Below are 22,820 nucleotides of genomic sequence, written 5' to 3' on the forward strand. Positions count from 1 at the left end.
GTCACGTCCACCTGCCGGCGTTCGCCGGCGTCGCGCTCGGGTGAATCCCGCGTAGGCTGCCCACATGAGCACCACCGCATCGCGTTTCGGTTCCGACGTCTATCGCGCGCGGGTGTCCCGCGCGGCCGAGCTCACCGGGAAGGCCGGTCTGGATGCATTGATCGTCTCGCCGGGTCCCGACCTCCGGTACCTGGTCGGGTCGCGCGCGAACACCTTCGAGCGTCTCACCGCGTTGGTGATCCCCGCCGACGGAACGCCCCGACTCGTGGTGGCTCGTCTGGAGACCGCATCGTTGCGTGAGTCCGCGGTGGGAGACCTCGACATCGAGGTCGCCGACTGGGTCGACGGTCAGGACGCCCACGCGTTGGCGCTCGCCGGATTGCCGTCCGCCGCCAGGATCGCGGTGTCGGACGCCATGCCGGCGCTCCACGTCATTCCGATCGCCGAACGGATTGCTGCGACACCCCAACTGGCGACCGATGTGCTGCGCGAGCTGCGAATGATCAAGGATGCCGACGAGATCGACGCCCTCCGTCGGGCCGGGGCGGCCATCGATCGTGTGCATGCGCAGATGGGGCAGTGGCTGCGGCCCGGGCGGACCGAACGCGCCATCGCCGCCGACATCGCGGCGGCCATCGTCGCCGAGGGGCATACCGGTGCCGAATTCGTCATCGTGGGGTCCGGACCGAATGGCGCCGACCCCCATCACGAACAGTCCGATCGCGTGGTGACGCCCGACGACATCGTCGTCATCGACATCGGTGGACCCGTGGAACCCGGGTACAACTCGGATTCCACACGCACCTACTGCTTTTCGGAGCCTTCATCGGAGATCGCCGATTCCTACGCCGCGCTGCAGGATGCGCAGGCACTCGCGGTGTCCGCGGTACGTCCCGGTGTCACCGCGGAATCGATCGATGCGGCCGCACGGGATCGGTTGCGGGAGAGCGGACTTGCCGAGCAGTTCATCCACCGCACCGGACACGGCATCGGACTCTCGGTGCACGAGGAGCCCTACATCGTCGGCGGCAACGACCTCGAGTTGCGACCCGGGATGGCGTTCTCCGTCGAACCCGGCGTCTACTTCGCCGGCCGTTGGGGTGCGCGCATCGAGGACATCGTGGTGGTGACCGACGACGGTCACGAGGCGCTGAACACCCGGCCCCATGAACTGCAGGTGCTCTGAGTCCTCACCCCAGGAGTCTCACCCCCGGAGTCCTCACCCCAGCAGGGTGCGCGATCCCATCACCCGCTCGACGGTCACCTCGATGACCACGCGCCGCGGGTTCGGCTTCGGTTGGCGGTACCGCGCGGCGTAGCGGTTCTCCGCCTCGGCGACGCGGTCGGGCTCGCGGCGCACCCGGGCCGGACCCTCGAGGGTCAACCACCGGGGCCCGTCGACGTGGGTGAGAGCGGCGTATCCACCGCGCTCGACGTTGCGGACCTTCTGGCTGCCGTCCACGGTGATCACCCGCGCCAGTCCCGACTCCGGGTCGTAGGTGAACCCCACCGCCACCGCATGTGGCGTGCCGTCGGCACGCAGGGTGGTGATGGCGCCCAGATGTCGTTCGGTGAGAAAGGTGAGCGCCTCGGCACCCAGGTCGGACCGCGATCGTGACATGGCCTCCACGGTAGTGGGGGACTCACCACCCTCACGCCCCCACCTCACGTCGATGAAATACTCGGAACGTGACGGATGATGGTGGGCAGAACCGGACCGGCAGCGTCGTCGTCTTCGGCGGTCGCAGCGAGATCGGGGTGGCGCTGGCGGCCGAGCTCGCCCCGGGCCATCCGATTGTGCTGGCGGCACGACGCCCCGACGACCTCGACGCCGAGACGGCGACACTTCGGGCGGCCGGGGCGACGTCGGTGTCCACGATCGCCTTCGACGCCGACGACACCGACTCCCATCCGGCACTGATCGACGCGATCGTGCGCGAGCACGGCCCCATCGAGGTCGCCATCGTCGCCTTCGGCATTCTCGGTGATCAAGCCCGCGCCGAGACCGACATCACCCACGCCCTGCAGATCGCCCACACCGACTACCTCGCACAGATCAGTGTGCTCACGCCGTTGGCCACCGCGCTACGGGCGCAACGCTCGGGCACCATCATCGTGTTCTCCTCGGTGGCCGGGATCCGGGTGCGCCGCGCCAACTACGTCTACGGCTCCACCAAGGCGGGACTCGACGGATTCGCCTCGGGCCTGGCCGATGCCCTGCACGGCAGCGGTGCCCGCCTGCTGCTCGTGCGCCCGGGCTTCGTGATCGGCAACATGACCGCGGACCTGATGGCCGCGGGCACCGCGCCGGCACCGTTGTCGGTGACCGCCGATCAGGTCGCGACCGCGGTGGCGCGGGCGTACCGCAAGGGCAAGGGCGAGGTGTGGGTTCCGTGGGCTCTGCGGCCACTGTTCGCCGGGATGCGGATGTTGCCACGAGCGATCTGGCGACGACTTCCGCGATGACCCCGACACCAGAAACCCCAGCACCCGAAGCCGCTCGCGCCGACGGACCGCATTTCGTCGTGGTCGGGATCGGCGCCGACGGGTGGGACGGTCTCACCCCGCCCGCCCGTCGCGCCTTGGAGTCGGCGACCGTCATCCACGGCTCCCGCCGTCAACTCGACATGCTCGACGGACCGGCCGGCCGACGTGTCCCGTGGACCTCGCCCATGTCCGAACACCTTGCCGCGCTCCTCGATTCGACCACCGCTTCCGCGGGGTCGTCGACGGTCCACGTCCTCGCCAGCGGTGATCCCATGTTCCACGGCATCGGATCCACCATCGTCGGTGCCGTCGGCGCCCATCGCGTCACCGTCATACCGCAGGTGTCGAGCGCGTCGTTGGCCTGCGCCCGACTCGGGTGGGATCTGGCCCGGACCGTCATCGTCAGCGCGGTCACCGCCGATCCGGAGATCGTGCTCACCGAGATCACCGACGGCCGTCGGCTGCTGGTATTGAGCCGGGACGCCGCCACCCCCGCGCGTGTCGCCGACATGCTGGCCGACAACGGATTCGGCGCCTCGGGCATGGTCGTGCTCGAACAGCTCGGCGGCCCGGCCGAACGCGTCACCTCGGGTACCGTCGACGGCTGGGACCGCGCCGCGATCGTGGACGCTCTCAACATCATTGCGCTCGCCTGTGTGGGGCCGCACCGCTCGACGCTGCCCGGTCGCGCCGACGACGCCTTCGATCACGACGGTCAGATCACCAAGTCCGCGGTCCGCGCACTCACCGTCTGCGCTCTGGCCCCCTCGGCGCGACAGGTGTTGTGGGACATCGGTTCCGGATCGGGGAGCGTCGGCATCGAATGGCTGCGGGCCGCTCCCGGGGTGCGGGTGGTGGCGTTCGAGAAGGATCCGGACCGCGCCGAACGCATCGCGGCCAACGCCCGACACCACGGCGTCGCCGAGCGGGTCGACATCCGCGGCGCCGCACCGGACGCACTGCGTACCGCCGCACCGCCGGACGCGGTGTTCATCGGCGGTGGACTCACCCGCGACATCCTCGAATCCGCTTGGGCGGCACTACCTCCGGGTGGTCGTCTGGTCGTCAACGCGGTGACCATCGAGAATCAGACCCTGATGATCGACTGGCACCGCGACCATCCCGGCGTCCTGCGCCGGATCGGCATCGAGACGGCCGCGCCGCTGGGTGGTTTCTCCGCGTGGCGCCCGGCGTTGCCGATCGTCCAGTGGTTCGGTGACACACCCGCCGGGCAGGGGAGCCGATGACCGTCTACCTCATCGGTGCCGGCCCCGGTGCCGCCGACCTGATCACCCTGCGCGGGGCGCGCATCCTCGGGCGGTGTCAGACGGCACTGGTGGCCGGGTCCCTCGTCCCGGACGAGATCCTGGGACTCTGCGCACCCGACGCCCACATCATCGACACCGCGCGTATGCCGTTGCCGAAGATCATCTCCCACATCTCCGACGCCCACGCCGCCGGACATGACGTCGCGCGTGTGCACTCCGGGGATCTGTCGCTGTACTCGGCGGTCACCGAGCAGGTCCGACACATTCGTGCGCTGGGCATCGACGTCGAGTGGGTGCCCGGCGTCCCGGCCTTCGCCGCCGCCGCCGCGGCCCTCGAGAACGAACTCACCATTCCCGGTGTCGGACAAAGCCTTTTGATCACCCGGGTGTCGACCCTGTCGACCGACATGCCCACCGGGGAGGACCTCGCCACCCTTGCCGCGACGGGCGTGACCCTGGCACTGCACCTGGCCGCGCATCAGGCCGAGCAGATCACCGCCGCATTGACACCGCATTACGGCGCCGACTGTCCCACCGCGGTGGTCGCCTTCGCCTCACGATCCGATCAGCGGATCGTCCGGTGCGCGCTGTCCGACCTGCCCGAGGCGCTGGTGAGCAGGGGGATTCGACGCACCGCCGTCATCTTCGTCGGAGCGGTCCTCGCCGCGGCCGACAGCCCTGGCCGCCTCGACAGCTACCTGTATTCGGCGGCGCGGATGACGAAGCTGCGCAGCGATGCCGACGGAGCGGATCCGCACCCATGAACGGTCGACACCGGTGACCGGGCGACGCCGGGTGCTGATTCTCGGCGGAACCGCCGAGGCCCGGGCGCTGGCGCGTGTCCTCGACGACGGCCCGTATGACGCCATCAGTTCGCTTGCCGGTCGGGTGTCCAATCCCCGCCTACCCGTCGGAGAGGTCCGCATCGGCGGCTTCGGCGGCGTGGAGGGCCTGCGGGAGTGGTTGCGCGACAACCGCATCGGTGCGGTGGTGGATGCGACTCATCCGTTCGCGGCCACCATCACCGCCAACGCCGCGACGGCCTGCGCGCAGGCGCACGTCCCGCTGCTGCGGTTGCGTCGTCCGGCGTGGGTGCCCGGGCCCGACGACGACTGGCGGACGGTTCCGACGATCGGGGCGGCCGCACGCGCCGTGGAACACGGTCCGCGCCGGATTCTGCTGACCAGCGGACGACAGGACGTCTCGGCGTTCGCCCACATCTCCTCCGCCTGGTTCGCGATCCGCGTCGTCGACCCACCGACCGGTGCGGTACCACCGCATCACGAGATCCTGCGCTCCCGTGGCCCGTATCACCTCGACGGCGAACTGGCCCTGATGCGCGAGCACCGCATCGACACGCTGGTCACCAAGAACAGCGGGGGAGAGCTCACCCGACCGAAACTCGACGCGGCGCGCATGCTGGGTGTCGGCGTGGTGATGGTGGATCGTCCCGGCGAACCGGCCGACACGCCGGTCACCGACGATGTCGCGACCGCGGGCCGATGGGTGGCCGATCAGCTGCCGGCCGATTGACTCACACCCCGATCACCGCGTCGATCCGCCGCGTGGATGGTCGCGCGGGGTGAAGACCAGATCACCGGCGGCCCGCGATGCCACCGTCGTCGCCGACGACCCGATCATCACCAGGGTGCGCATGTCGACCGACCCCGGATCGAGATCGGCCACGGTGGTCACCGTGACCGACTGCTCCGGGCCACCGACGTCACGGCCGAGGATGATCACCCGATCACCCGGGACCGATTCGGCCAGAATCTCCTTGAGTGCCGCCACCTGCCAGTGCCGGCTCGCCGAACCGGGGTTGTAGATCGCGATCACCAGATCGGCGGCCAGCGCGCCGCGGATCCGTTCGACGATCACATCCCATGGCTTGAGCCGATCCGACAGCGAGATCACCGCGAAATCGTGACCCAGGGGAGCACCCACGGCCGCGGCCACCGCCGATGCCGCCGTCACCCCGGGCACCACCCGCACCGCCACGTCCGCCCAGCGTGGCTCGGCGGCGACCTCCGCGACGGCCGTCGCCATCGCGAACACCCCGGGATCACCGGAGGACACCACCACCACCCGGGCCCCACGCGACGCGAGATCCAGTGCGAATTCCGCTCTTTCGGCTTCCACGCGATTGTCCGAGGAGTGCACGCGCTGACCGGGCCGCGTCGAGACGCGGGCGAGGTAGGTCTTGTACCCGACGAGGTCGGTGGCCGCCGCCAACTCGCGGGTGACCTCGGGGGTGGTCCAGTCGTCGGCACCCGGACCCAACCCGACGACCACCACCTCACCACGCACCGGTTCGGCGACGTCGGCGCGTGGATTGTTGGTGCGGCCGGGGACCACGATCATCGAGAAGTAGGGCACCGCAGCCGGATCCACGTCCGCGGCCGGAGCCACCTTCTGCACCGACGTCGATGCCCGTTCGACGTACCAGGCCTCGTCGAGCCGTCCGGCCGCGGCGAGGGCGTCGCGCACCCGGGTGAACGTCCGGCCCAGTTTCATCACCACGAAGGCATCGGCGCGGGAGAACAATTCGCGCATCCGCGGCACCGGCAGAGTGCCGGGCACCACGGTGAGTGTCTCCTCACCCTCGACGAGCGGGATCTCGGTGGCCGCCGACGCCGCGCTGACCGACGTGACCCCGGGGATGATCTCGGTGGGGAAGCGGTCGGCGAGCCGTTTGTGCATGTGCATGTAGGAACTGAAGAACAGCGGATCGCCCTCGGCCAGCAGCGCCACGTCACGCCCGGCACTCAGGTGTGTGGCGAGCACTTCGGCGCTCTCGCTGTAGAAGTCGTCGAGTGCGCCGCGGTACCCACGGGGATGATCGGCCGTCTCGGTGGTCACCGGATACATCAGGCGCTCTTCGATCTGCCCGTCCCGCAGGTACGGCTCGGCCACCGATCGCGCGATGCTGCGGCCGTGGCGCGCACAGTGATACGCGACGACGTCGGCGCTCTCGATGACGCGGGCGGCCTTGACCGTCACCAGGTCGCTGTCGCCGGGGCCGAGGCCCACACCCCAGAGCGTGCCGACTCCCGGCGCTGCCGACACCCTCACTCCTCCGGGGTGGCCAGGGCGTTGACGGCCGCGGCGGTGATCGCCGATCCGCCGCGGCGGCCGGTGACGGTGATGAACTCGAGGTCGGTGCGGGCGGCGAGTTCGGCGCACGATTCGGCCGCTCCGACGAAGCCCACCGGCGCCCCCACGACCGCCGCCGGCCGCGGTGCCCCGGCGTCGATCATCTCCAACAAGGCGAACAGCGCCGTCGGCGCATTCCCGATCGCCACCACCGATCCTTCGAGGCGGTCTCGCCAGAGTTCCAGCGCGGCAGCGGTTCTCGTGGTCTGCATCCGTTCGGCGAGTTCGGCGACCCGGGGATCCTTCAGGTGACAGATCACCTCGTTGTCGGCCGGCAGACGCCGTCGGGTGATCCCGGAGGCGACCATCGTCGCGTCGCACAGGATCGGTGCACCCGAACGCAGCGCGCCGCGGGCGGCACTCACCACGCCCGGGGTGGCCACGACGTCACCGGCGAGGTCGGTCTGCCCGCAGGAATGGATCATCCGGACGACGACGGTCGCCACGTCCGGCGCGAACGCCGACAGGTCGGATTCCTCGCGGATCATCGCGAACGATCGCCGATAGATCGCGGCGCCGTCGCGCAGGTAGTCAGTCATGGTGGGACAAGCCTAGCGGGCGCTGCGCACGTATCCGTCCGGCCCGGCCTCCACCCGCAGATGCGGCCCGGCGGGCGACCCGCATCCACGCGCGCAGCCCACCCAGTGCTGCCGGTCGGTGATCTCGGCACCGGAGGCGATGTGCGCGATCAGGTCGGCGCGCACCGCGGCGTGGGCGTTGGCACAGCCGGGCGCCCCGACACAGCAACTCACCCGGGCCCACGGCGAGGCGGCGTCGAAGATCAATCCCATCGGTGCCAGAACCCGCACCACCGTCTCGGCGACGCCCTCGGTGAGATCGCAGATCAGGATCTCCCGGTTCGGCGTCACCACGATGGGGGCGCCGATGGCGGCCAGGAACTCCGCCAACCGCGCCGGCACTCGCGCCGCCTCGACGACGGCACCGAGCAGCACCCGATCGTCGTCCTGGGTGAACCATCCGACGATCGGCGCGATCGCCTCGGCCGGGCCGACCGGCTCGGCACCGCCGTCCGTCTCGGCCGGCGGCGTCAGCCGCGTGGCCGCCGACCTCAGCAACCGCTCGCGCGACGCCTCGTCGAGGTCACGGACACGCCACGCGCCACGCGGCCCGGCGAGTTCCACCATGTCCGTCGCCACGGCCACGAGTGCGGGCGCGACGTCGGCCGAGTCGGCCACCGACCCGACGACCGTCCCGTCGATCACGATGTCGGTGCGGCCGTCGGCGCGCGCCACGGCACACACGTCGGGACGTCGGGCGAGGATGTCACCACGCCCGTCGTCGACGCCGAAGAGGAAACGTCCCGACAGCGAGGTCAGCGCGGCCTCGGCGCGCAGCGCCAGGTCGAGCGCGACGGCCACCTCACGAACGTCGGCCCGACCACCGATCCGGCCGGTCAGGGCACTGACCTCGATGTTGCGGATCTTCTCGTGCGTGGTGCTGGGGACGAGGTCGGCGGCGATCAGCGCGTCGGCGACTGCCGCCACGTCGGTGATCCCGCGCAACTGGACGTTGGCGCGGCCGGTCAACTCGATGAAACCGTCGCCGTGGTCGGCGGCGACCCGGGCGAGGGTCTCCATCGCCGACGACCGCAGCGATCCGCCGACCAGCCGGATGCGCGCCAGCGCACCGTCGGCCGCGGGATGGGGGTCGAAGACACCCGGGCAGCGGTCGTGGGCGGGGCGTTGGACGTGGCCGGTCACACCGTCGAGGGTAGTCGCCGACACGAGTGTGTCCCCTCGCCGCCGACACGAGTGTGTCCCCTCGCCGCCGACACGAGTGTGTCCCCTCGCCGCCGACACGAGTGTGTCCCTTCGCCGCCGACACGAGTGTGTCCCCTCGCCGCCGCGTCGACGTGGGTGTTCCGGCGACGGTGGGCTCGACTAGGCTTTCGGGCACACCCAGTGCGGCAGAAGCCGGTGCGATTCCGGCGCGGTCGCGCCACTGTGTCGGGCCGACGACGCCCGCGAGCCAGACCTGCGACTGGGTACCCCGACCATCGTGACCGGGCGCGCAACCCCGGTGAGGAGTGCACCATGATCCTGCTGCTGTCGACCTCCGACACCGACCTCATCACCGCGCATGCCAGTGGAGCCGACTACCGGGTGGCCAACCCGTCGCGTCTGTTGGTCGACGAGGTCGGTGACATGGTCGCCGCCGCCGACCTCACCGTCGTCCGCATCCTCGGCGGTCGTCGGGCATGGGAGGAGGGGCTCGATGCGGTTCTCGCGGTGGGTTCCCCGGTGGTCGCGCTCTCCGGTGAGCAGCAACCCGACCCCGACCTGATGGCGCTCTCGACGGTGCCGGCCGGTGTCGCGCAGGAGGCGCACAATTACCTCGCCGCGGGCGGCGTGCCCAATCTGGTCAATCTGTACAACTTCCTGTCCGACACCGTTCTGCTCACCGGCCTCGGATTCGAACCGACGGTGCAGACCCCGCCGTGGGGTGTGCTCGAGCGCGCCGCCGCCGACAACGACGGTCCGACGATCGCGGTGCTCTACTACCGCGCGCAACACCTCGCCGGCAACACCCGCTACATCGACGCACTGTGCCGGGCGATCGAGGCCAAGGGCGCACGCGCACTGCCGGTCTTCTGCGCGTCGCTGCGCACCGCACCCGACGACCTCATCGACCTCCTCGGCACCGCCGACGCCCTGGTGGTGACGGTCCTCGCGGCCGGCGGGGCCACCCCGGCGACCGCCTCGGCCGGCGGCGACGACGAGGCGTGGAATATCGAACGCCTTGCGGCACTGGATATCCCGATTCTGCAGGGCCTGTGTCTGACCGGTCCGCGGGCGGACTGGGAGGCCAACGACGACGGGTTGTCACCACTGGATGTGGCCACCCAGGTGGCGGTTCCCGAGTTCGACGGACGCATCATCACGGTTCCCTTCTCGTTCAAGGAGTTCGACGAGAACGGGCTGCCCACCTACGCGCCCGACGACGAACGGTGCGCGCGGGTCGCCGGAATCGCCGTGGCGCACGCCCGGTTACGGCACACCGCCCCCGCACAGCGTCGTATCGCGATCATGCTGTCGGCGTATCCCACCAAGCACGCCCGCATCGGCAACGCCGTGGGGCTCGACACCCCGCGCAGCCTGCTGCGCCTGCTGTCGGCGATGCGCACCGCCGGTTACGACATCGGACCGGAGACCGGTGACGGCGCGATTCCCGGTCTCGCCGAGGACGATTCCGATGCACTGATCCACGCGATCATCGCCGCCGGCGGGCAGGATCCGGATTGGCTGACCGAGGAAGCCTTGTCCGCCAATCCGATTCGGGTGTCGGCGGCCGATTACACGCGGTGGTTCGCCACCCTTCCCGACGGTTTGCGGGAGTCGGTGATCGCCCACTGGGGACCTCCGCCGGGTGACCTGTTCGTCGACCGCGCGACCAACCCCGACGGTGACATCGTCGTGGCCGCACTGTGTTTCGGCAACATCGCGATCCTGGTACAGCCGCCGCGCGGGTTCGGCGAGAACCCGGTGGCCATCTACCATGATCCGGATCTCCCGCCGTCACATCACTACCTGGCCTCCTATCGCTGGGTCGCCGGCCGGGGCGAGAATCCCTCGGACATCCCGGGTTTCGGTGCGGACGCGGTCGTCCACGTCGGTAAGCACGGCAACCTCGAATGGCTGCCCGGCAAGACGCTCGGCATGTCGGCGGACTGCGGCACCGACGCGGCCCTCGGTGATCTGCCGCTGGTGTACCCGTTCCTGGTCAACGATCCGGGGGAGGGGACGCAGGCCAAACGCCGCGCCCACGCGGTTCTCGTCGATCACCTCATCCCGCCGATGGCGCGCGCCGAATCCTACGGCGACATCGCCCGGCTCGAGCAACTCCTCGACGAGCACGCCAACATCTCCACCCTCGACCCGGCGAAGCTGCCCGCGATCCGCCAGCAGATCTGGACGCTGCTGACCGCGGCCAAGATGGATCACGATCTCGGTCTGTCCGAACGCCCCGACGAGGACGTCTTCGACGACATGCTGTTGCACGTCGACGGCTGGCTGTGCGAGATCAAGGACGTGCAGATCCGCGACGGCCTGCACGTCCTCGGCGAGCCGCCCGTCGACGACGCCGAGGTCGATCTCGTCCTGGCGATGCTGCGGGCCCGGCAACTGTGGGGCGGCAGCGCCGCGCTGCCCGGCCTCCGCGAGGCACTCGGCCTCACCGAGGGCAGCGGAGAGGCCGCCCGCGGCGAGGTCGACGAGATCGAACACCTCGCCCGCGGGCTGGTGCAGACGTGCGCGAAGGACGACTGGTCGGCCGCTGCCGTGGCGGCCGCGGCCGACGGTCACCCGCAGGCCGTCGCCGACATCCTCACCTTCGCCGCCACCGAGGTGGTGCCCCGCCTACGCCAGACCACCCGCGAGATCCCCCGGGTCCTGCACGCCCTCGACGGCGGTTTCATCCCGGCCGGACCCAGTGGATCCCCGCTGCGCGGACTGATCAACGTGCTGCCCACCGGCCGCAACTTCTACTCGGTCGACCCGAAGGCGGTGCCGTCGCGACTGGCGTGGGAGACCGGCCGGGCGATGGCCGACTCACTGCTCGAGCGCTATCGCACCGACCACGGTGAATTCCCGGCATCCGTCGGATTGTCGGCGTGGGGGACCAGCGCGATGCGCACCTCCGGCGACGACATCGCCGAGATCCTCGCCCTGCTCGGGGTGATGCCGGTCTGGGATGACGCCTCCCGACGGGTGTCGACACTCGAACTCATCCCCCTCGCCGAACTCGGCCGACCCCGCATCGACGTCACCGTGCGGATCTCCGGATTCTTCCGCGATGCCTTCCCGCACGTCGTGACGATGCTCGACGACGCGGTCGCCCTCGCCGCCGGCGCCGACGAATCCGACGAGGACAACTTCGTCGCCGCCCACGCGCGTGCCGCGCTCGCCGAACACGGCGACCGACGTCGGGCCACCACGCGCATCTTCGGCTCCAAACCGGGCACCTACGGCGCCGGCCTGTTGCAGCTCATCGATTCCCGCGACTGGCGCACCGACGAGGACCTGGCCCGCGTCTACACCGAGTGGGGCGGCTACGCCTATGGCCGTGACCTCGACGGTGTCGCCGCCGTCGAGGACATGCGCGGCGCGTATCGACGGATCGCGGTGGCCGCGAAGAACACCGACACCCGCGAGCACGACATCGCCGACTCCGACGACTACTTCCAGTATCACGGCGGCATGGTCGCCACGGTGCGCGCGCTCACCGGACGCTCACCGGAGGCCTACATCGGCGACTCCACCCGACCCGACGCCGTGCGCACCCGCACGCTGTCGGAGGAGACCAGCCGCGTGTTCCGTGCCCGCGTGGTCAATCCGCGGTGGATCTCGGCGATGCAGCGGCACGGATACAAGGGCGCCTTCGAGATGGCCGCCACCGTCGACTACCTCTTCGGGTACGACGCCACCACCGACGTCGTCGCCGACTGGATGTACGAGAAGCTCACCGAGTCCTACGTCCTCGACGAGACCAATCAGCAGTTCATGCAGGAGTCGAACCCGTGGGCCCTGCACGGCATCGCCGAACGACTCCTCGAGGCGGTGGAACGCCGGATGTGGCAGGAGCCGCCCGCCGAGATGCTCGCCGATCTGCGCGCGGTGTACCTGCAGACCGAGGGGGACATCGAGGGACGCGGGGACGACTGACGCGGGGACGACTGGGCCGGCGGCGCGAGTCGGCGGTGACGACAGGGCCGGCAGGTCTCAGCGACTTCCCAGGGACCGCTGCGGTCAGCGCGGAGCAAAATCGGACGCTCGTTCGTTGCATCGGGTAGACCGTCACCGAAAGGCCGTCACCGAAAGGCACCGCCATGCGACTCGCATACGTACTCATCTACCTCGCCGTGGAGATCGGCGTCTTCGTCGCGTTGACGATGACCCTGGGCTTCGGCTGGGCGGTGCTGATCACGATCGCCGCGGCCGTCCTGGGATTCGTGATGCTGCGGTGGCAGGGCGCCAAGGTGTTCGGCGAGTTGCGCCGCGCATCCCGCAACGAGGTCGACGCGCGCGCCCCGCTGGCCGACACCGCGATGCTCGCCGGATCCACATTCCTGCTGGTCATCCCCGGCGTGGTGTCCACGCTGCTCGGCATGCTGCTGCTGGCACCGCCGACTCGACGCCTGATCCGGCCCGCGGTGACCGCCTTCGGTGCCCGCCGCATGGTCGTCGCGATGGACCGCGCGGGGGTGTATGCCACCACCGGCTTCCGGCGCGGCACGGTCATCGACGGAACCGTCGTCGACGGTGACGTGGTCTCGGCCGACACCGGCGCGTGGACCCCGGGTGAACGTCAGTTGCCGCGGGGCCACTGACGGACCGGACACGCGCTCAGGGCACACTGGACCACCGTGTCTACCGAACTGTTGCTGGGCGGGGCCGTCTACTCCTCGAGCGTCCCGGACGCGACGGCACTCGCCGTCACCGACGGGATCGTCACCTGGGTCGGATCCGACGCCGTCGGCCGTTCGCTGCATCCCGACGCACACGTCACCGACCTGCGCGGCCGCTTCGTCGCGCCGGCGTTCGTCGACTCCCATGTGCATCTGACCTCCACCGGCCTGGCCCTCGACGGTCTGACACTCGGCGAGGCCACTCACCGCTCCGACGCACTCGCCCGCATCCGCGCCGCCGCCACCGACACCGCCGAGGGAGACCTCATCTGGGGTCTGGGCTGGGATGACTCCGGCTGGACCGGCACCGACCCCGACGAACGCCGGGTACCCACCACCGCGGAGATCGACGCGGTCGTCGGGCACCGACCGTGTTACCTCGCGCGGGTCGACGAACACTCGGCCGTCGCGTCGACGGCACTGCGCCGACTCGTCCCGGACCTGGCCGCCGCCGACGGGTTCCATCCCGATGAGCCTCTGGTCGCACACGCCCATCACCTGGTGCGGGCCGCCGCACGCACCCTGATCACACCCGAGATGCGCGCACGACTGCAGCGCCGGGCGCTCGACGAGGCCGCCGCGGCGGGGGTCGTGTCGGTGCACGAGAACGGCGGCCCGGAGATCGCCGGACTCGATGATTTCCTGGCGCTCGGCGAACTCGACCATCCCGTCGACGTGCGCCGGTACTGGGGCCAGGCGGCCGAGAGTGCCGAGCACGCCACCGAACTGATGTCCATCACCCGGGCACACGGTCTCGGCGGTGATCTGTTCGTCGACGGAGCCCTCGGCTCGCATACCGCGTGGCTGTCCGCGCCGTACGCCGACGCACCCGAACTCGGCGGCATCGCCTACCTCGACCCCGAGGTGGTCCGCGCCCACATCCACTCCTGCACCGTCGCCCGGGTTCAGGCCGGTTTCCACGTCATCGGTGACGCGGCCGCCAAGGCGGTGGTGGCGGGGTTCGCCGCGGTCGCCGACGACCTCGGCACCCCGGCGGTGGCGCGGTGCGCGCACCGCATCGAACACGCCGAGATGCTCGACGCCGACGACGCCGCGGTGCTGGCCCGGTGCGGGGTGGTGGCCGGCATGCAACCCCTGTTCGACGCCGAATGGGCGGGGCCCGGACAGTTGTACGCCCAACGTCTCGGCGACGCACGTGCCGCGACCCTCAACGATTTCGCGATGCTCGCCAAGACCGGTGTCGCCCTGTCATTTTCGTCGGACAGCCCGGTCACCCCGATCACCCCGTGGGCGACGGTGCGGGCCGCGGTCCATCCGCATCGCGCCGAGCATGCGGTGTCCGCGCGCGCGGCCTTCGCCGCCGCGACGCGGGGTGGCTGGCGGGCCGGGGGCACCCATGACGGCCTGACCGGCACCCTGGAACCGGGCGCCCCGGCACATTACGCGATCTGGGACGTCGACGAGCTCGTGGTGGTCGGTTCGCACGCCGGCGTCCAGCGCTGGTCGACCGACCCGCGATCCCGGGTCCCGGCACTGCCCGATGTGTCCGCCGATGCGCGACTGCCACATTGCGTGCGCACCGTCCGCGACGGCCACGACGTCTACGTCGGGGACGATTGGTGACGCCGGGGCCCGGTTCCGCACCCGAGGACACCGCCGCACACGATGCACGGGTGGCGGGCGACTCCGGGGACGACAACTCCGGCCACGACGGCTCCCACCACGACAACTCCGGCCACGACGACGTCGTCACCGCCGCCGGAACCGGCCGGATCCGATGGTGGCCGCGCAGTGAGCGATGGTCGCCGCGCACCCGCCGATGGGTCACCTGGGGTGCGCGGACCGCCGGGGCCGCGGTTGCGGGCCTCGCCATGGCGGCGGCATTCCCGCCCCGCGACTGGTGGTTCATGGCGGTCCTCTCGCTCGGACTGCTGTATGCGCTCCTCACCGAAGGGCCGGCCGCCGGGAGCGAGGTGCGGGTGCGGGTACGTACCGGCGCATGGATCGGATTCGTGTTCGGCCTGGGTTTCTTCGTCCCCCTCTTGCCCTGGATCGGGGTGTATGTCGGCCCGGTGCCGTGGCTCGCCCTGGCGGCCGCCCTGGCCGGTTATCTCGCGGTCTTCGGTGTGTGTGCCACGCTGACCACCCGTCTGCCGGTCCCGCCGATCTGGTTCGCACTGTCCTGGGTGCTCGTCGAGTTCTTGCGTTCGTCCTTTCCCTTCGGCGGATTTCCCTGGGGCCGAGCCGCTTTCAGTCAGGTCGACGGCCCACTGCTGCCGCTCGCCTCGGTGCTCGGCGCCCCCGGCGTGTCCGGGGCGGTGGCCCTGTTCGGCGCGAGCGTCGCCTGGGTGGTGCAGCTGACCATCCGGCAGGGCCGGGCCCCGGGCGCATGCCCCGACTCGGTGTTGCGCACGGCGGTGCTGGCGGTGGTACTGGCACTGCTGGCACCGGTGTCGGCGATCGCCCTGACTCCCGACACCGTCGATCGCAATGTCGCCGGGTCGTCGGCGCAGATCGCCGCCATCCAGGGCAACGTCCCCCGCCTGGGTCTGGATTTCAATGCCCAGCGACGCGCCGTCCTGGACAACCATGTCCGCGAGACGTACGCCCTGGCCGCGGCCATCCGGACCGGACACGCCGAACAACCCGCATTCGTGGCCTGGCCGGAGAACGCCTCCGACATCGATCCGCTCGCCAACCCCGATGCCGCCGCCGAGATCACCGCGGCGTCGGAGGCGGTGGGTGCGCCCATCCTGGTCGGCACACTGATCCGGGGCGAGGACGGCCGACCCACCAACACCGTCCTGGTGTGGGACGGGGCGCGGGGACCCGTCGACCGCTACGACAAGCACATCATCCAGCCGTTCGGCGAGTACCTCCCGTGGCGCCCGTTCTTCCGGAAGTTCTCGTCCTATGCCGACATGGCGGGCAATTTCCGGGCCGGGTCGGGCCCGTCGGTGGTGTCGGTTCCGGTGCAGTCGGGTCAGGTGACCGTCGGGATCGCGACCTGCTGGGAGGTGGCCTTCGACCGCGCCGCACGTCATGCGGTCCGCGACGGCGCGCAGATCCTCTACGTCCCCACCAACAACGCGACCTTCGGACGCACCGACATGACGTATCAGCAGTTGGCGATGTCGCAGTTCCGTGCGGTCGAACACGGACGGGCCGTGATCGTCGCCGCGACCAGCGGCGTCAGCGCGTTGATCGAACCGGATGGGACGATCACCGCCGAATCCGGCATCTTCGAGGCCGCGATCCTGCAGAATCGCATGCCGTTGAGTTCCGACGAGACGATCGCGACTCGCCTGGGACCATGGCCGGAACGGCTCGCGGTGATCATCGCCGTGGTGTCGCTTTTGGCCGCGCTGGCTTTGCGTACTAGGTTCACACAGAGATTTTCCGCCGCCGCACGTGGCGGGGAGCACCGACCACTCGGAGGAGTTCGCCGTTGACGAACAGTGACCCATCACCTGTTGGGGGAGTCGGGCGTACCCCACTCGTGGCCGCCGACGGCGGTGGCGCACTGGTGGTGATCCCGACCTACAACGAGCGCGACAACCTGCCGATCATCGTCGGCCGGCTGCAATCCACGCTGAGCGGCGTCCACATCCTCGTCGTCGACGATTCCAGCCCGGATGGCACCGGCGAGGTGGCCGACGAGCTCGCCGCCGCAGACGATGCCGGACGCATCCACGTGATGCACCGCGTCGACAAGGACGGCCTCGGAAAGGCCTACCTGGCCGGATTCGCGTGGGGCCTGGCACGTGACTACGAGGTCATCATCGAGATGGACGCCGACGGCAGCCACGCACCCGAACAGCTGCCCGCGCTCCTCGCCGCCATCAACGACGGCGCCGACCTGGTGATCGGCTCGCGGTACGTACGCGGTGGCAAGCTGGTCAACTGGCCCCGGCGACGTGAGATCCTCTCCCGCGGCGCCAACACCTACGCCCGTCTGGCGCTGGGCGCCGGCATCCACGACATCACCGCCGGATATCGCGCCTATCGTCGTGCCGCACTCGAGAAGATCAGCCTCGACACCGTCGAATCGGCGGGCTACTGCTTCCAGATCGACCTGGCCTGGCGGACCATCCAGGCGGGATTCGACGTGCGTGAGGTACCCATCACCTTCACCGAACGCGAGATCGGCCAATCCAAGATGAGTGGCGGCGTGATGTCGGAGGCGTTCATCAAGGTGCTGCGCTGGGGCGCCGAGGCCCGCATGGCCCAACTCGGTATCCGTCGCTGAGCCGACCGCACAACTGAGCCGACCCGCACATACGACACGGCCGGGGGAGTGAGAACTCCACCCGGCCGTGTCGTTCGGCGTACTCGCCGTCAGTGATTCACGCTGTCAGTGATCACGCTGTCAGTGACTCACACCGTCAGTTGGTCACACCGCGACGACGCTGCTTGAGCAGCTCCAGACGCTCATTGAGAAGCACCTCGAGCTCCTCCTCGCTGCGCCGTTCGAGCAGCATGTCCCAGTGCGTACGCGGCGGCTTGGCCTTCTTCTCCTCGGGCTCGGCGCCCTCGAGGATGGTGCCCTCCATACCGTTCTTGCACGGCCACTTCGACGGCACCTCGGCGTCGTCGGCGAAGGGGACGTCAAAGATCTCACCGTTGTCGGTGCGGTACTGAACGATACGCCGCGGCGCAAGATCGTGATCACGATCGGTTTCGTAGCTCACCGCACCGAGGCGGCTACCCCGAAGTACTCGATCTGCCATTTCCTACTGCTTTCCTCTCGGCTTCGCGTCCTGGCCGGAATGAGCCGACCACAACCAGCTGAACAGATCCATTCTACTCTTCTCGGTGGCTGTACAGATCAACCACAACTCATGTCGGCCCCGGCCGACACCGGCGCCCGCCACAGATCGTGTCCGAGGTGGGACCGATCGGGTACGGTCTGACCCGTGGATGCGACCCGGTCCCGGCGGACCTATGCCTGCGCATGGTGCGGTTCGGCGGTGGCCGATTCCGACATGGGACGTCGCCGCAAGTACTGCAAACGTTCATGCCGTCAACGCGCCTATGAACAACGCGCCCTGGTGGCCGGAACTTCCATCCCCGACGATGCGGTGATCCTCACCCCGCTCGACGTCGCCGATTTCGGCGATCGCATGTTCGCCCTGCGGTGTGCCGCCGAGGATCTGGCGACCGCGGTGGCCGAGGCGGCCGATTCCGACACACTCTCCGGGCTCGCCGAGGGTCTGCTGGAACTGGCCCGCGACGCGGAACGGCTGCGGTGAGCGACCCCGCACCGCAACACCGGGATTCCGGCCCGGATTCCGGCCCGGATTCCGACGCGCCGGCCCGTCCACCCACGCGGCGTGCCGCGGATCTGCTCGCCCGCACCGACGCCAACCCGACCGCGGTCCGCACGATCCGCGCGCTGCGCAGCCTGTTGCCCGACGCCGCGCCGACGATCTCGACGGCGCGGACCTCCGACCGGGTGGCCCGTCTCATCGGTCAGTCGCGTCCCGAGCAGCCCAGCGCCTCCCGCGAACTCGGTCTGACCGCGGTGCAGGCCTGGCAGTCGTTGACCCGACGCCGACGCACCTCCGATGGTCCGGTCACCGCCACCATCCTGTTCACCGATCTCGTCGCATTCTCCACCTGGGCACTGGCCGCGGGAGACGACGAGGTGCTGCGCCTGCTCGCCGCGGTCAACACGGCCACCGACGAGGTCATCGGCCGTCGCGGCGGGCGCATCGTGAAGAACCTCGGCGACGGTGTGATGGCGATCTTCGCCGATCCCGACGACGCCATCGCGGCCGCCCATGAGGTGATCGGGGCGGTGTCCGCGCTCACCGTCGACGGATACCGGCCGCAGTTGCGGGCCGGTCTGCACACCGGTAATCCGCGGGCGGTCGGCGACGATTTCCTCGGCGTGGACGTCAACATCGCCGCGCGGGTGGCCGCCGCGGCCGGCGCCGGGGAACTGTTGATCAGCGATGCGACGCTCGCACTCGTCGATCCCGCGCGGTACTCGGTGCGGCGTCGACGCCGGTTCAAGGCCAAGGGCGTTCCGCGGGAACTGACGGTGGTCTCGGTCGTGCCGCGCTACGACGGCTGAGCACGCCCGGTCCGGACATCGACCGGACCTCGACACCCGCCTACGGATTGTCCAGTGCGACACGGTGTCTCGTTCACCGGATTCCGGGTGCGGACACGTTAACCTCGTCGGTGCGCAAATGACTGTGCAGCGTCACCGTGGCGGTGTACAAATGACGTCAACGCGCACACCGACCCACACGTGGCCAAGCAACGGCCATCGTGGCTCGAGTGCGGTTCATGACACTTCCAGGGCTGGGCGGCACCATGACGATGAGCACCGACAAACAACAGAAGATGGTCGACTTCGAGACCAGCTGGTACTCGCTGGGCGGCGGATCGTCGCGCGAGATCAGCGAGCAGTTCGGGCTGTCGGATCGCGACTTCTTCTCCGAGGTCAACCGCCTGGTCGATGCGGCCCCGCCGGCCCAGTTGAGCACCTCCGAGCTGCGGCGCATGCGTGAGGTGATCCGTCGCCGCCTGTGGATGGCTCGCTGAGACAGCGCAGTACCGGACCTGAGTCCACGGCCATGATCGACCGATGGCGCGGACTCCGGGATCCCGGTGCACACTGATATCCGATGCCTGGTTTCTCCGACGACGATCTCGAGGAGTTCTATCGCCGGGTCGAGGCGCGCACCGATCTCACTCCGCCACGCCGACGACGAGTGGCGCGACCGCGCCCGCCGTGTCCGACCCCGGACAAGGATGCGTTCCGGTCGGAACGGGCCGCCCGGGAGGGTATCGACCGCATCACCGAGTCGGGTCGCCGCTCGCCGACGCTACGGTGCTATCGCTGCGCCTGCGGCGCCTGGCACATCACCAGCAGTCCTCCGCGCGACGAGCCGCCGCGCTCCGGCCGACGCCGTGGGACCCGCGCGCGGTGAGCGGCGAGCGGTGAGGAATCCGGGAGAGGTGAGGTGAGGTGACCGAGCCCGACGCGCCGGCGGTCGTGGTGGATCTGGTGGTCGGGGACGTGCAACGGTCCGCGCTCACCTACGCCCGCCTGGTGAACCTGGCCACGCCGACCACCGACCTGTGCGTGGGCAATGCCCGAATTCGTTTGCAGCACACGGATATCGATGACGTCCATCGTGTCCTCGTCACCGCCGACGACCCGGATGCCCGGGTGCGTCTGCTGCAGCGCCGCGGGCTCGCGTTCAGCCCGGCCCCGCACGCATCGGGCGAGTGGTATGCCGACGCGTTTCCCCTCGGCGTGATCGGTACGGGCGACGGGCCGCCCAACACCGCGCCGCCCGACACCGCCCCGGAGAACACCGACCCCGGCGACATCACCGGGATCGATCACCTCGTGTTCACCTGCGTCGGACGGGACCGTGCGGTGGCCTTGTTCGGCGCAACGCTGGGATTCGATTTCCGCCTCGACCGCCGCGTCGTCGCCGGCGTCCGTCAATTGTTCTTCCGGGTCGCCGACCTGGTGATCGAGGTGGTGGTTCCCGATGAGGACCCCGACGACGAGTCGGTGACCGCGCCCGGGGGCGCTCCGCTGACCGCGCCCGAGGACGCTCCGGTGGCGCTCTGGGGCGTCGCGTGGCGCAGCCCCGACGTGCATGCCGCCCGGCACCGGCTGATCTCGGCCGGGGTCGGGGTGTCGGAGATCCGCGACGGCCGCAAACCCGGAACCCTGATCGCCACGGTCGCCGATGACGCCCTGGCCACCCGGACCGTCATCATCGGGCCCCGGCCGTGACCGCCCGATCACACATCCCGCGACAAGGAGAACTCATCAGTGAGCGCGTTCCACACCATCGCAGCCGCCGCGAACCGGGCGGTGATCCCGTTGTTGGGGCTACCGGTGATCGGCGGCGTCCTGGCCGGCTCGATGACCGTCGTGACCTACACGGGCCGCAGGTCGGGGACCACCGTGCGATTTCCCGTCGCCTATCGGCGACGGCCGGGATCTCCCGACGAGGTGATGATCGGTGTTGCCATGGCCGATGAGAAGACCTGGTGGCGCAACTTCACCGGCGCGGGATCACCGTTGAGCCTCGCACTCGACGGCGTCGATCGGCCTGGTCACGGCACCGCGCGCCGTGATGAGCAGGGCCGCGTCACCGTCCGCGTCGTCCTGGATCCGGCACAGTAGCCGGGCTCACCACGGCGGGATACCGGTGTCGGATCATCCCGCCGTCAGCGCCGGCAGCGGCCGCAGGGCGTCGCGCAGCCAGGGGTAGATCAGCTCACTGTTGAGCAGCGTGAAGTGGTGGGCGTGACCGATGTGCATGCCGTGCTCGGCGCGGAACCCGATGTGCCGGGACCGGTGGAATCCGCGGCCGCTCGGCGTGAGCACCAGACCGTCACCGAGGTAGCGGCCCAGCAGATGGTCCGGATCGTCGAACAACGACGCCGTGACGAACAGGTGCCGCGCCGAGGCGAGCAGAGCGACGTCGGCGCCGGGTGCCTGCCAGAAGCCGTCCGGATCGTCGGCGTCGGCATTCGCGTCGGCGATCACCGTGCCGTGGAAGAGATCCCGGACACCCGCACTGCGCCGACGCAGCAACTCGCCGAACGGTCGGGTCACGCTGAGTGCCCGCAGGGCCGAGGACGCCGCGTGCACACCCCGCGCCAGAGGCGCCCCGAGATGCGGCGAGCCGAGGCTGACCGTTTCGGTCACCAGCGGGATCCACGGTGCCCGCCGGGCCGGGTCGCCGACGGCGCCGATGTGGCATGCGCTGCGGATCACCAGACCGCCCATCGAGTGCCCGATCAGTGAGATCCGGCGCACCGGGACCGGCCACTGCAGCGTCAGCGCGGTCAGCAACTCGGCCAGCGACGCGCCGTTGTCGGCGATGCCGCGTCCGGTGTTGTAGCGCACCAGGATCTCGGTCGCACCGATCTCGAGGGCCATCCGACTGCCGTAGGAGGGTCGGTGTCCCATCCGCCACGCATGCTCGGTCTCCATCAATCCGTGCAGGAACACCACGAGATGCCCGGTCGCGTCGGGAAAGGCCGCGCGCAGCGCCGACGGCGACAGGATCACCGGGACGCCGTCGACGCGGACGGCCATCTCCGGCGCCAGCGCCGGTTCGTTGTCGACCAGGGCGTCGCCGATCAGCCCGTCGAGGACGCCGATCACCGCGGCTCCCCGCACGGTGCGGCTGGGCTGACGAGCGGTTTCCGGCAGTGCGTCGGCGACGATCCGGGCGGAGTCGAGGACTCCGGTGATCGAGGTGTACACCGTCTCGCTCACGGTGTCGTGCAGCATTCGGATCGGCTCGACGCGCCGCCCGGCGGCGGCACGCAACGCTCCGAAAACCGTCGACGACACAGCCTGATGGACTCGCGCGATGCCCACCGTGGCCGCCGACAGTTCGGTCAGGCCGAGCCGGGCGAGGGCGCGGACCTCGCCGGGTTCGTCGACGGTTGGCGTGGCGATCATGTGGTTGAGTGTACATTCGTCCACTCAAATGGCGACCCTCCGGCCTGGCGCGATCTCGATTCGAACATAT

The 22,820-nt window shown here is 70.0% G+C and carries 22 protein-coding genes; 16 read left to right on the forward strand and 6 right to left on the reverse strand.

The window, feature by feature from the left end; all coding sequences use genetic code 11:
* Window positions 1-64 precede the first annotated feature (64 nt).
* Window positions 65-1,186: a M24 family metallopeptidase gene (locus tag ABLE92_RS06460; RefSeq protein WP_348803861.1), complete on the forward strand. Its 1,122-nt coding sequence runs from the start codon at window positions 65-67 to the stop codon at window positions 1,184-1,186.
* A 33-nt stretch (window positions 1,187-1,219) separates the two neighbouring features.
* Here ABLE92_RS06460 and ABLE92_RS06465 read toward each other — a convergent pair whose 3' ends face one another.
* A complete protein-coding gene (locus ABLE92_RS06465) occupies window positions 1,220-1,621 on the reverse strand; it encodes a pyridoxamine 5'-phosphate oxidase family protein (protein WP_348803862.1) in 402 nt (133 codons plus the stop codon).
* A 68-nt stretch (window positions 1,622-1,689) separates the two neighbouring features.
* Here ABLE92_RS06465 and dprE2 point away from each other — a divergent pair, with 68 nt between their 5' ends.
* Genes dprE2 through ABLE92_RS06485 form a run of 4 tightly spaced genes read left to right on the forward strand, consistent with a single transcriptional unit; the run spans window position 1,690 to window position 5,288 of the window.
* Complete coding sequence (gene dprE2, locus ABLE92_RS06470) at window positions 1,690-2,466, forward strand: decaprenylphospho-beta-D-erythro-pentofuranosid-2-ulose 2-reductase (protein ID WP_348803863.1); 777 nt, start codon at window positions 1,690-1,692, stop codon at window positions 2,464-2,466.
* The gene (gene cbiE / locus ABLE92_RS06475) at window positions 2,463-3,734 is read left to right on the forward strand and encodes a precorrin-6y C5,15-methyltransferase (decarboxylating) subunit CbiE (protein WP_348803864.1); all 1,272 of its coding nucleotides are present in this window, start codon (window positions 2,463-2,465) and stop codon (window positions 3,732-3,734) included. The genes dprE2 and cbiE overlap by 4 nt, the downstream gene beginning before the upstream one ends.
* A complete protein-coding gene (locus tag ABLE92_RS06480) occupies window positions 3,731-4,519 on the forward strand; it encodes a cobalt-precorrin-4/precorrin-4 C(11)-methyltransferase (RefSeq protein ID WP_348803865.1) in 789 nt (262 codons plus the stop codon). The genes cbiE and ABLE92_RS06480 overlap by 4 nt, the downstream gene beginning before the upstream one ends.
* Complete coding sequence (locus ABLE92_RS06485; protein WP_348803867.1) at window positions 4,491-5,288, forward strand: cobalt-precorrin-6A reductase; 798 nt, start codon at window positions 4,491-4,493, stop codon at window positions 5,286-5,288. Before ABLE92_RS06480 ends, ABLE92_RS06485 begins: the two co-directional genes overlap by 29 nt.
* A 12-nt stretch (window positions 5,289-5,300) precedes the next feature.
* Here ABLE92_RS06485 and ABLE92_RS06490 read toward each other — a convergent pair whose 3' ends face one another.
* From ABLE92_RS06490 to cobG, 3 genes are read right to left on the reverse strand one after another with little or no spacing between them, the layout of a single operon-like run.
* The gene (locus tag ABLE92_RS06490) at window positions 5,301-6,821 is read right to left on the reverse strand and encodes a precorrin-2 C(20)-methyltransferase (RefSeq protein ID WP_348803868.1); all 1,521 of its coding nucleotides are present in this window, start codon (window positions 6,819-6,821) and stop codon (window positions 5,301-5,303) included.
* A gap of 2 nt (window positions 6,822-6,823) precedes the next feature.
* On the reverse strand, window positions 6,824-7,447 hold the full coding sequence (locus ABLE92_RS06495; RefSeq protein WP_348803870.1) for a precorrin-8X methylmutase: 624 nt from the start codon (window positions 7,445-7,447) through the stop codon (window positions 6,824-6,826).
* Window positions 7,448-7,459: 12 nt separating this feature from the next.
* Window positions 7,460-8,629 (reverse strand): precorrin-3B synthase, encoded by a 1,170-nt coding sequence (gene cobG, locus ABLE92_RS06500; protein WP_348803871.1) that lies wholly within the window; start codon window positions 8,627-8,629, stop codon window positions 7,460-7,462.
* Between the two features lie 333 nt (window positions 8,630-8,962).
* On the opposite strand from cobG, the gene cobN reads away from it, so the two are divergent.
* The 5 genes from cobN (at window position 8,963) to ABLE92_RS06525 (ending at window position 17,542) form a co-directional block, all read left to right on the forward strand.
* Entirely contained in the window at window positions 8,963-12,589 is a 3,627-nt protein-coding gene (cobN, locus tag ABLE92_RS06505) for a cobaltochelatase subunit CobN (RefSeq protein WP_348803872.1), read from the forward strand.
* Between the two features lie 164 nt (window positions 12,590-12,753).
* Window positions 12,754-13,254, forward strand: coding sequence for an FxsA family protein (locus ABLE92_RS06510; protein ID WP_348803874.1), 501 nt, complete (start codon window positions 12,754-12,756; stop codon window positions 13,252-13,254).
* Window positions 13,255-13,290: 36 nt separating this feature from the next.
* Complete coding sequence (locus tag ABLE92_RS06515; protein ID WP_348803875.1) at window positions 13,291-14,916, forward strand: amidohydrolase; 1,626 nt, start codon at window positions 13,291-13,293, stop codon at window positions 14,914-14,916.
* Between the two features lie 248 nt (window positions 14,917-15,164).
* The gene (gene lnt / locus ABLE92_RS06520) at window positions 15,165-16,745 is read left to right on the forward strand and encodes an apolipoprotein N-acyltransferase (RefSeq protein WP_348803947.1); all 1,581 of its coding nucleotides are present in this window, start codon (window positions 15,165-15,167) and stop codon (window positions 16,743-16,745) included.
* Window positions 16,742-17,542 carry a polyprenol monophosphomannose synthase gene (locus tag ABLE92_RS06525; RefSeq protein WP_348803876.1) on the forward strand — a complete coding sequence of 267 codons (801 nt, stop codon included), beginning with the start codon at window positions 16,742-16,744 and terminating at the stop codon, window positions 17,540-17,542. The genes lnt and ABLE92_RS06525 overlap by 4 nt, the downstream gene beginning before the upstream one ends.
* Window positions 17,543-17,678: 136 nt before the next feature.
* Here the strand turns inward: ABLE92_RS06525 and ABLE92_RS06530 are convergent, their stop codons facing one another.
* Complete coding sequence (locus tag ABLE92_RS06530) at window positions 17,679-18,023, reverse strand: RNA polymerase-binding protein RbpA (protein ID WP_348803878.1); 345 nt, start codon at window positions 18,021-18,023, stop codon at window positions 17,679-17,681.
* A gap of 255 nt (window positions 18,024-18,278) precedes the next feature.
* Here ABLE92_RS06530 and ABLE92_RS06535 point away from each other — a divergent pair, with 255 nt between their 5' ends.
* The 6 genes from ABLE92_RS06535 (at window position 18,279) to ABLE92_RS06560 (ending at window position 21,457) form a co-directional block, all read left to right on the forward strand.
* Window positions 18,279-18,545, forward strand: a complete 267-nt coding sequence (locus ABLE92_RS06535) for a hypothetical protein (RefSeq protein ID WP_348803949.1) — start codon at window positions 18,279-18,281, stop codon at window positions 18,543-18,545.
* Window positions 18,542-19,372, forward strand: coding sequence for an adenylate/guanylate cyclase domain-containing protein (locus ABLE92_RS06540; protein ID WP_348803879.1), 831 nt, complete (start codon window positions 18,542-18,544; stop codon window positions 19,370-19,372). Before ABLE92_RS06535 ends, ABLE92_RS06540 begins: the two co-directional genes overlap by 4 nt.
* 218 nt (window positions 19,373-19,590) lie before the next feature.
* Window positions 19,591-19,848, forward strand: coding sequence for a DUF3263 domain-containing protein (locus ABLE92_RS06545; protein ID WP_348803880.1), 258 nt, complete (start codon window positions 19,591-19,593; stop codon window positions 19,846-19,848).
* An 83-nt stretch (window positions 19,849-19,931) separates the two neighbouring features.
* Window positions 19,932-20,237, forward strand: coding sequence for a hypothetical protein (locus ABLE92_RS06550; RefSeq protein WP_348803881.1), 306 nt, complete (start codon window positions 19,932-19,934; stop codon window positions 20,235-20,237).
* A 38-nt stretch (window positions 20,238-20,275) separates the two neighbouring features.
* Complete coding sequence (locus ABLE92_RS06555; protein WP_348803883.1) at window positions 20,276-21,061, forward strand: VOC family protein; 786 nt, start codon at window positions 20,276-20,278, stop codon at window positions 21,059-21,061.
* A 39-nt stretch (window positions 21,062-21,100) separates the two neighbouring features.
* Entirely contained in the window at window positions 21,101-21,457 is a 357-nt protein-coding gene (locus ABLE92_RS06560) for a hypothetical protein (protein WP_348803884.1), read from the forward strand.
* 33 nt (window positions 21,458-21,490) lie between these two features.
* Here the strand turns inward: ABLE92_RS06560 and ABLE92_RS06565 are convergent, their stop codons facing one another.
* The gene (locus ABLE92_RS06565) at window positions 21,491-22,750 is read right to left on the reverse strand and encodes an esterase/lipase family protein (protein WP_348803886.1); all 1,260 of its coding nucleotides are present in this window, start codon (window positions 22,748-22,750) and stop codon (window positions 21,491-21,493) included.
* Window positions 22,751-22,820 lie beyond the last annotated feature (70 nt).

The organism is Gordonia oleivorans (genome assembly GCF_040044975.1).
GTDB classification, from domain to species: Bacteria; Actinomycetota; Actinomycetes; order Mycobacteriales; family Mycobacteriaceae; genus Gordonia; species Gordonia oleivorans.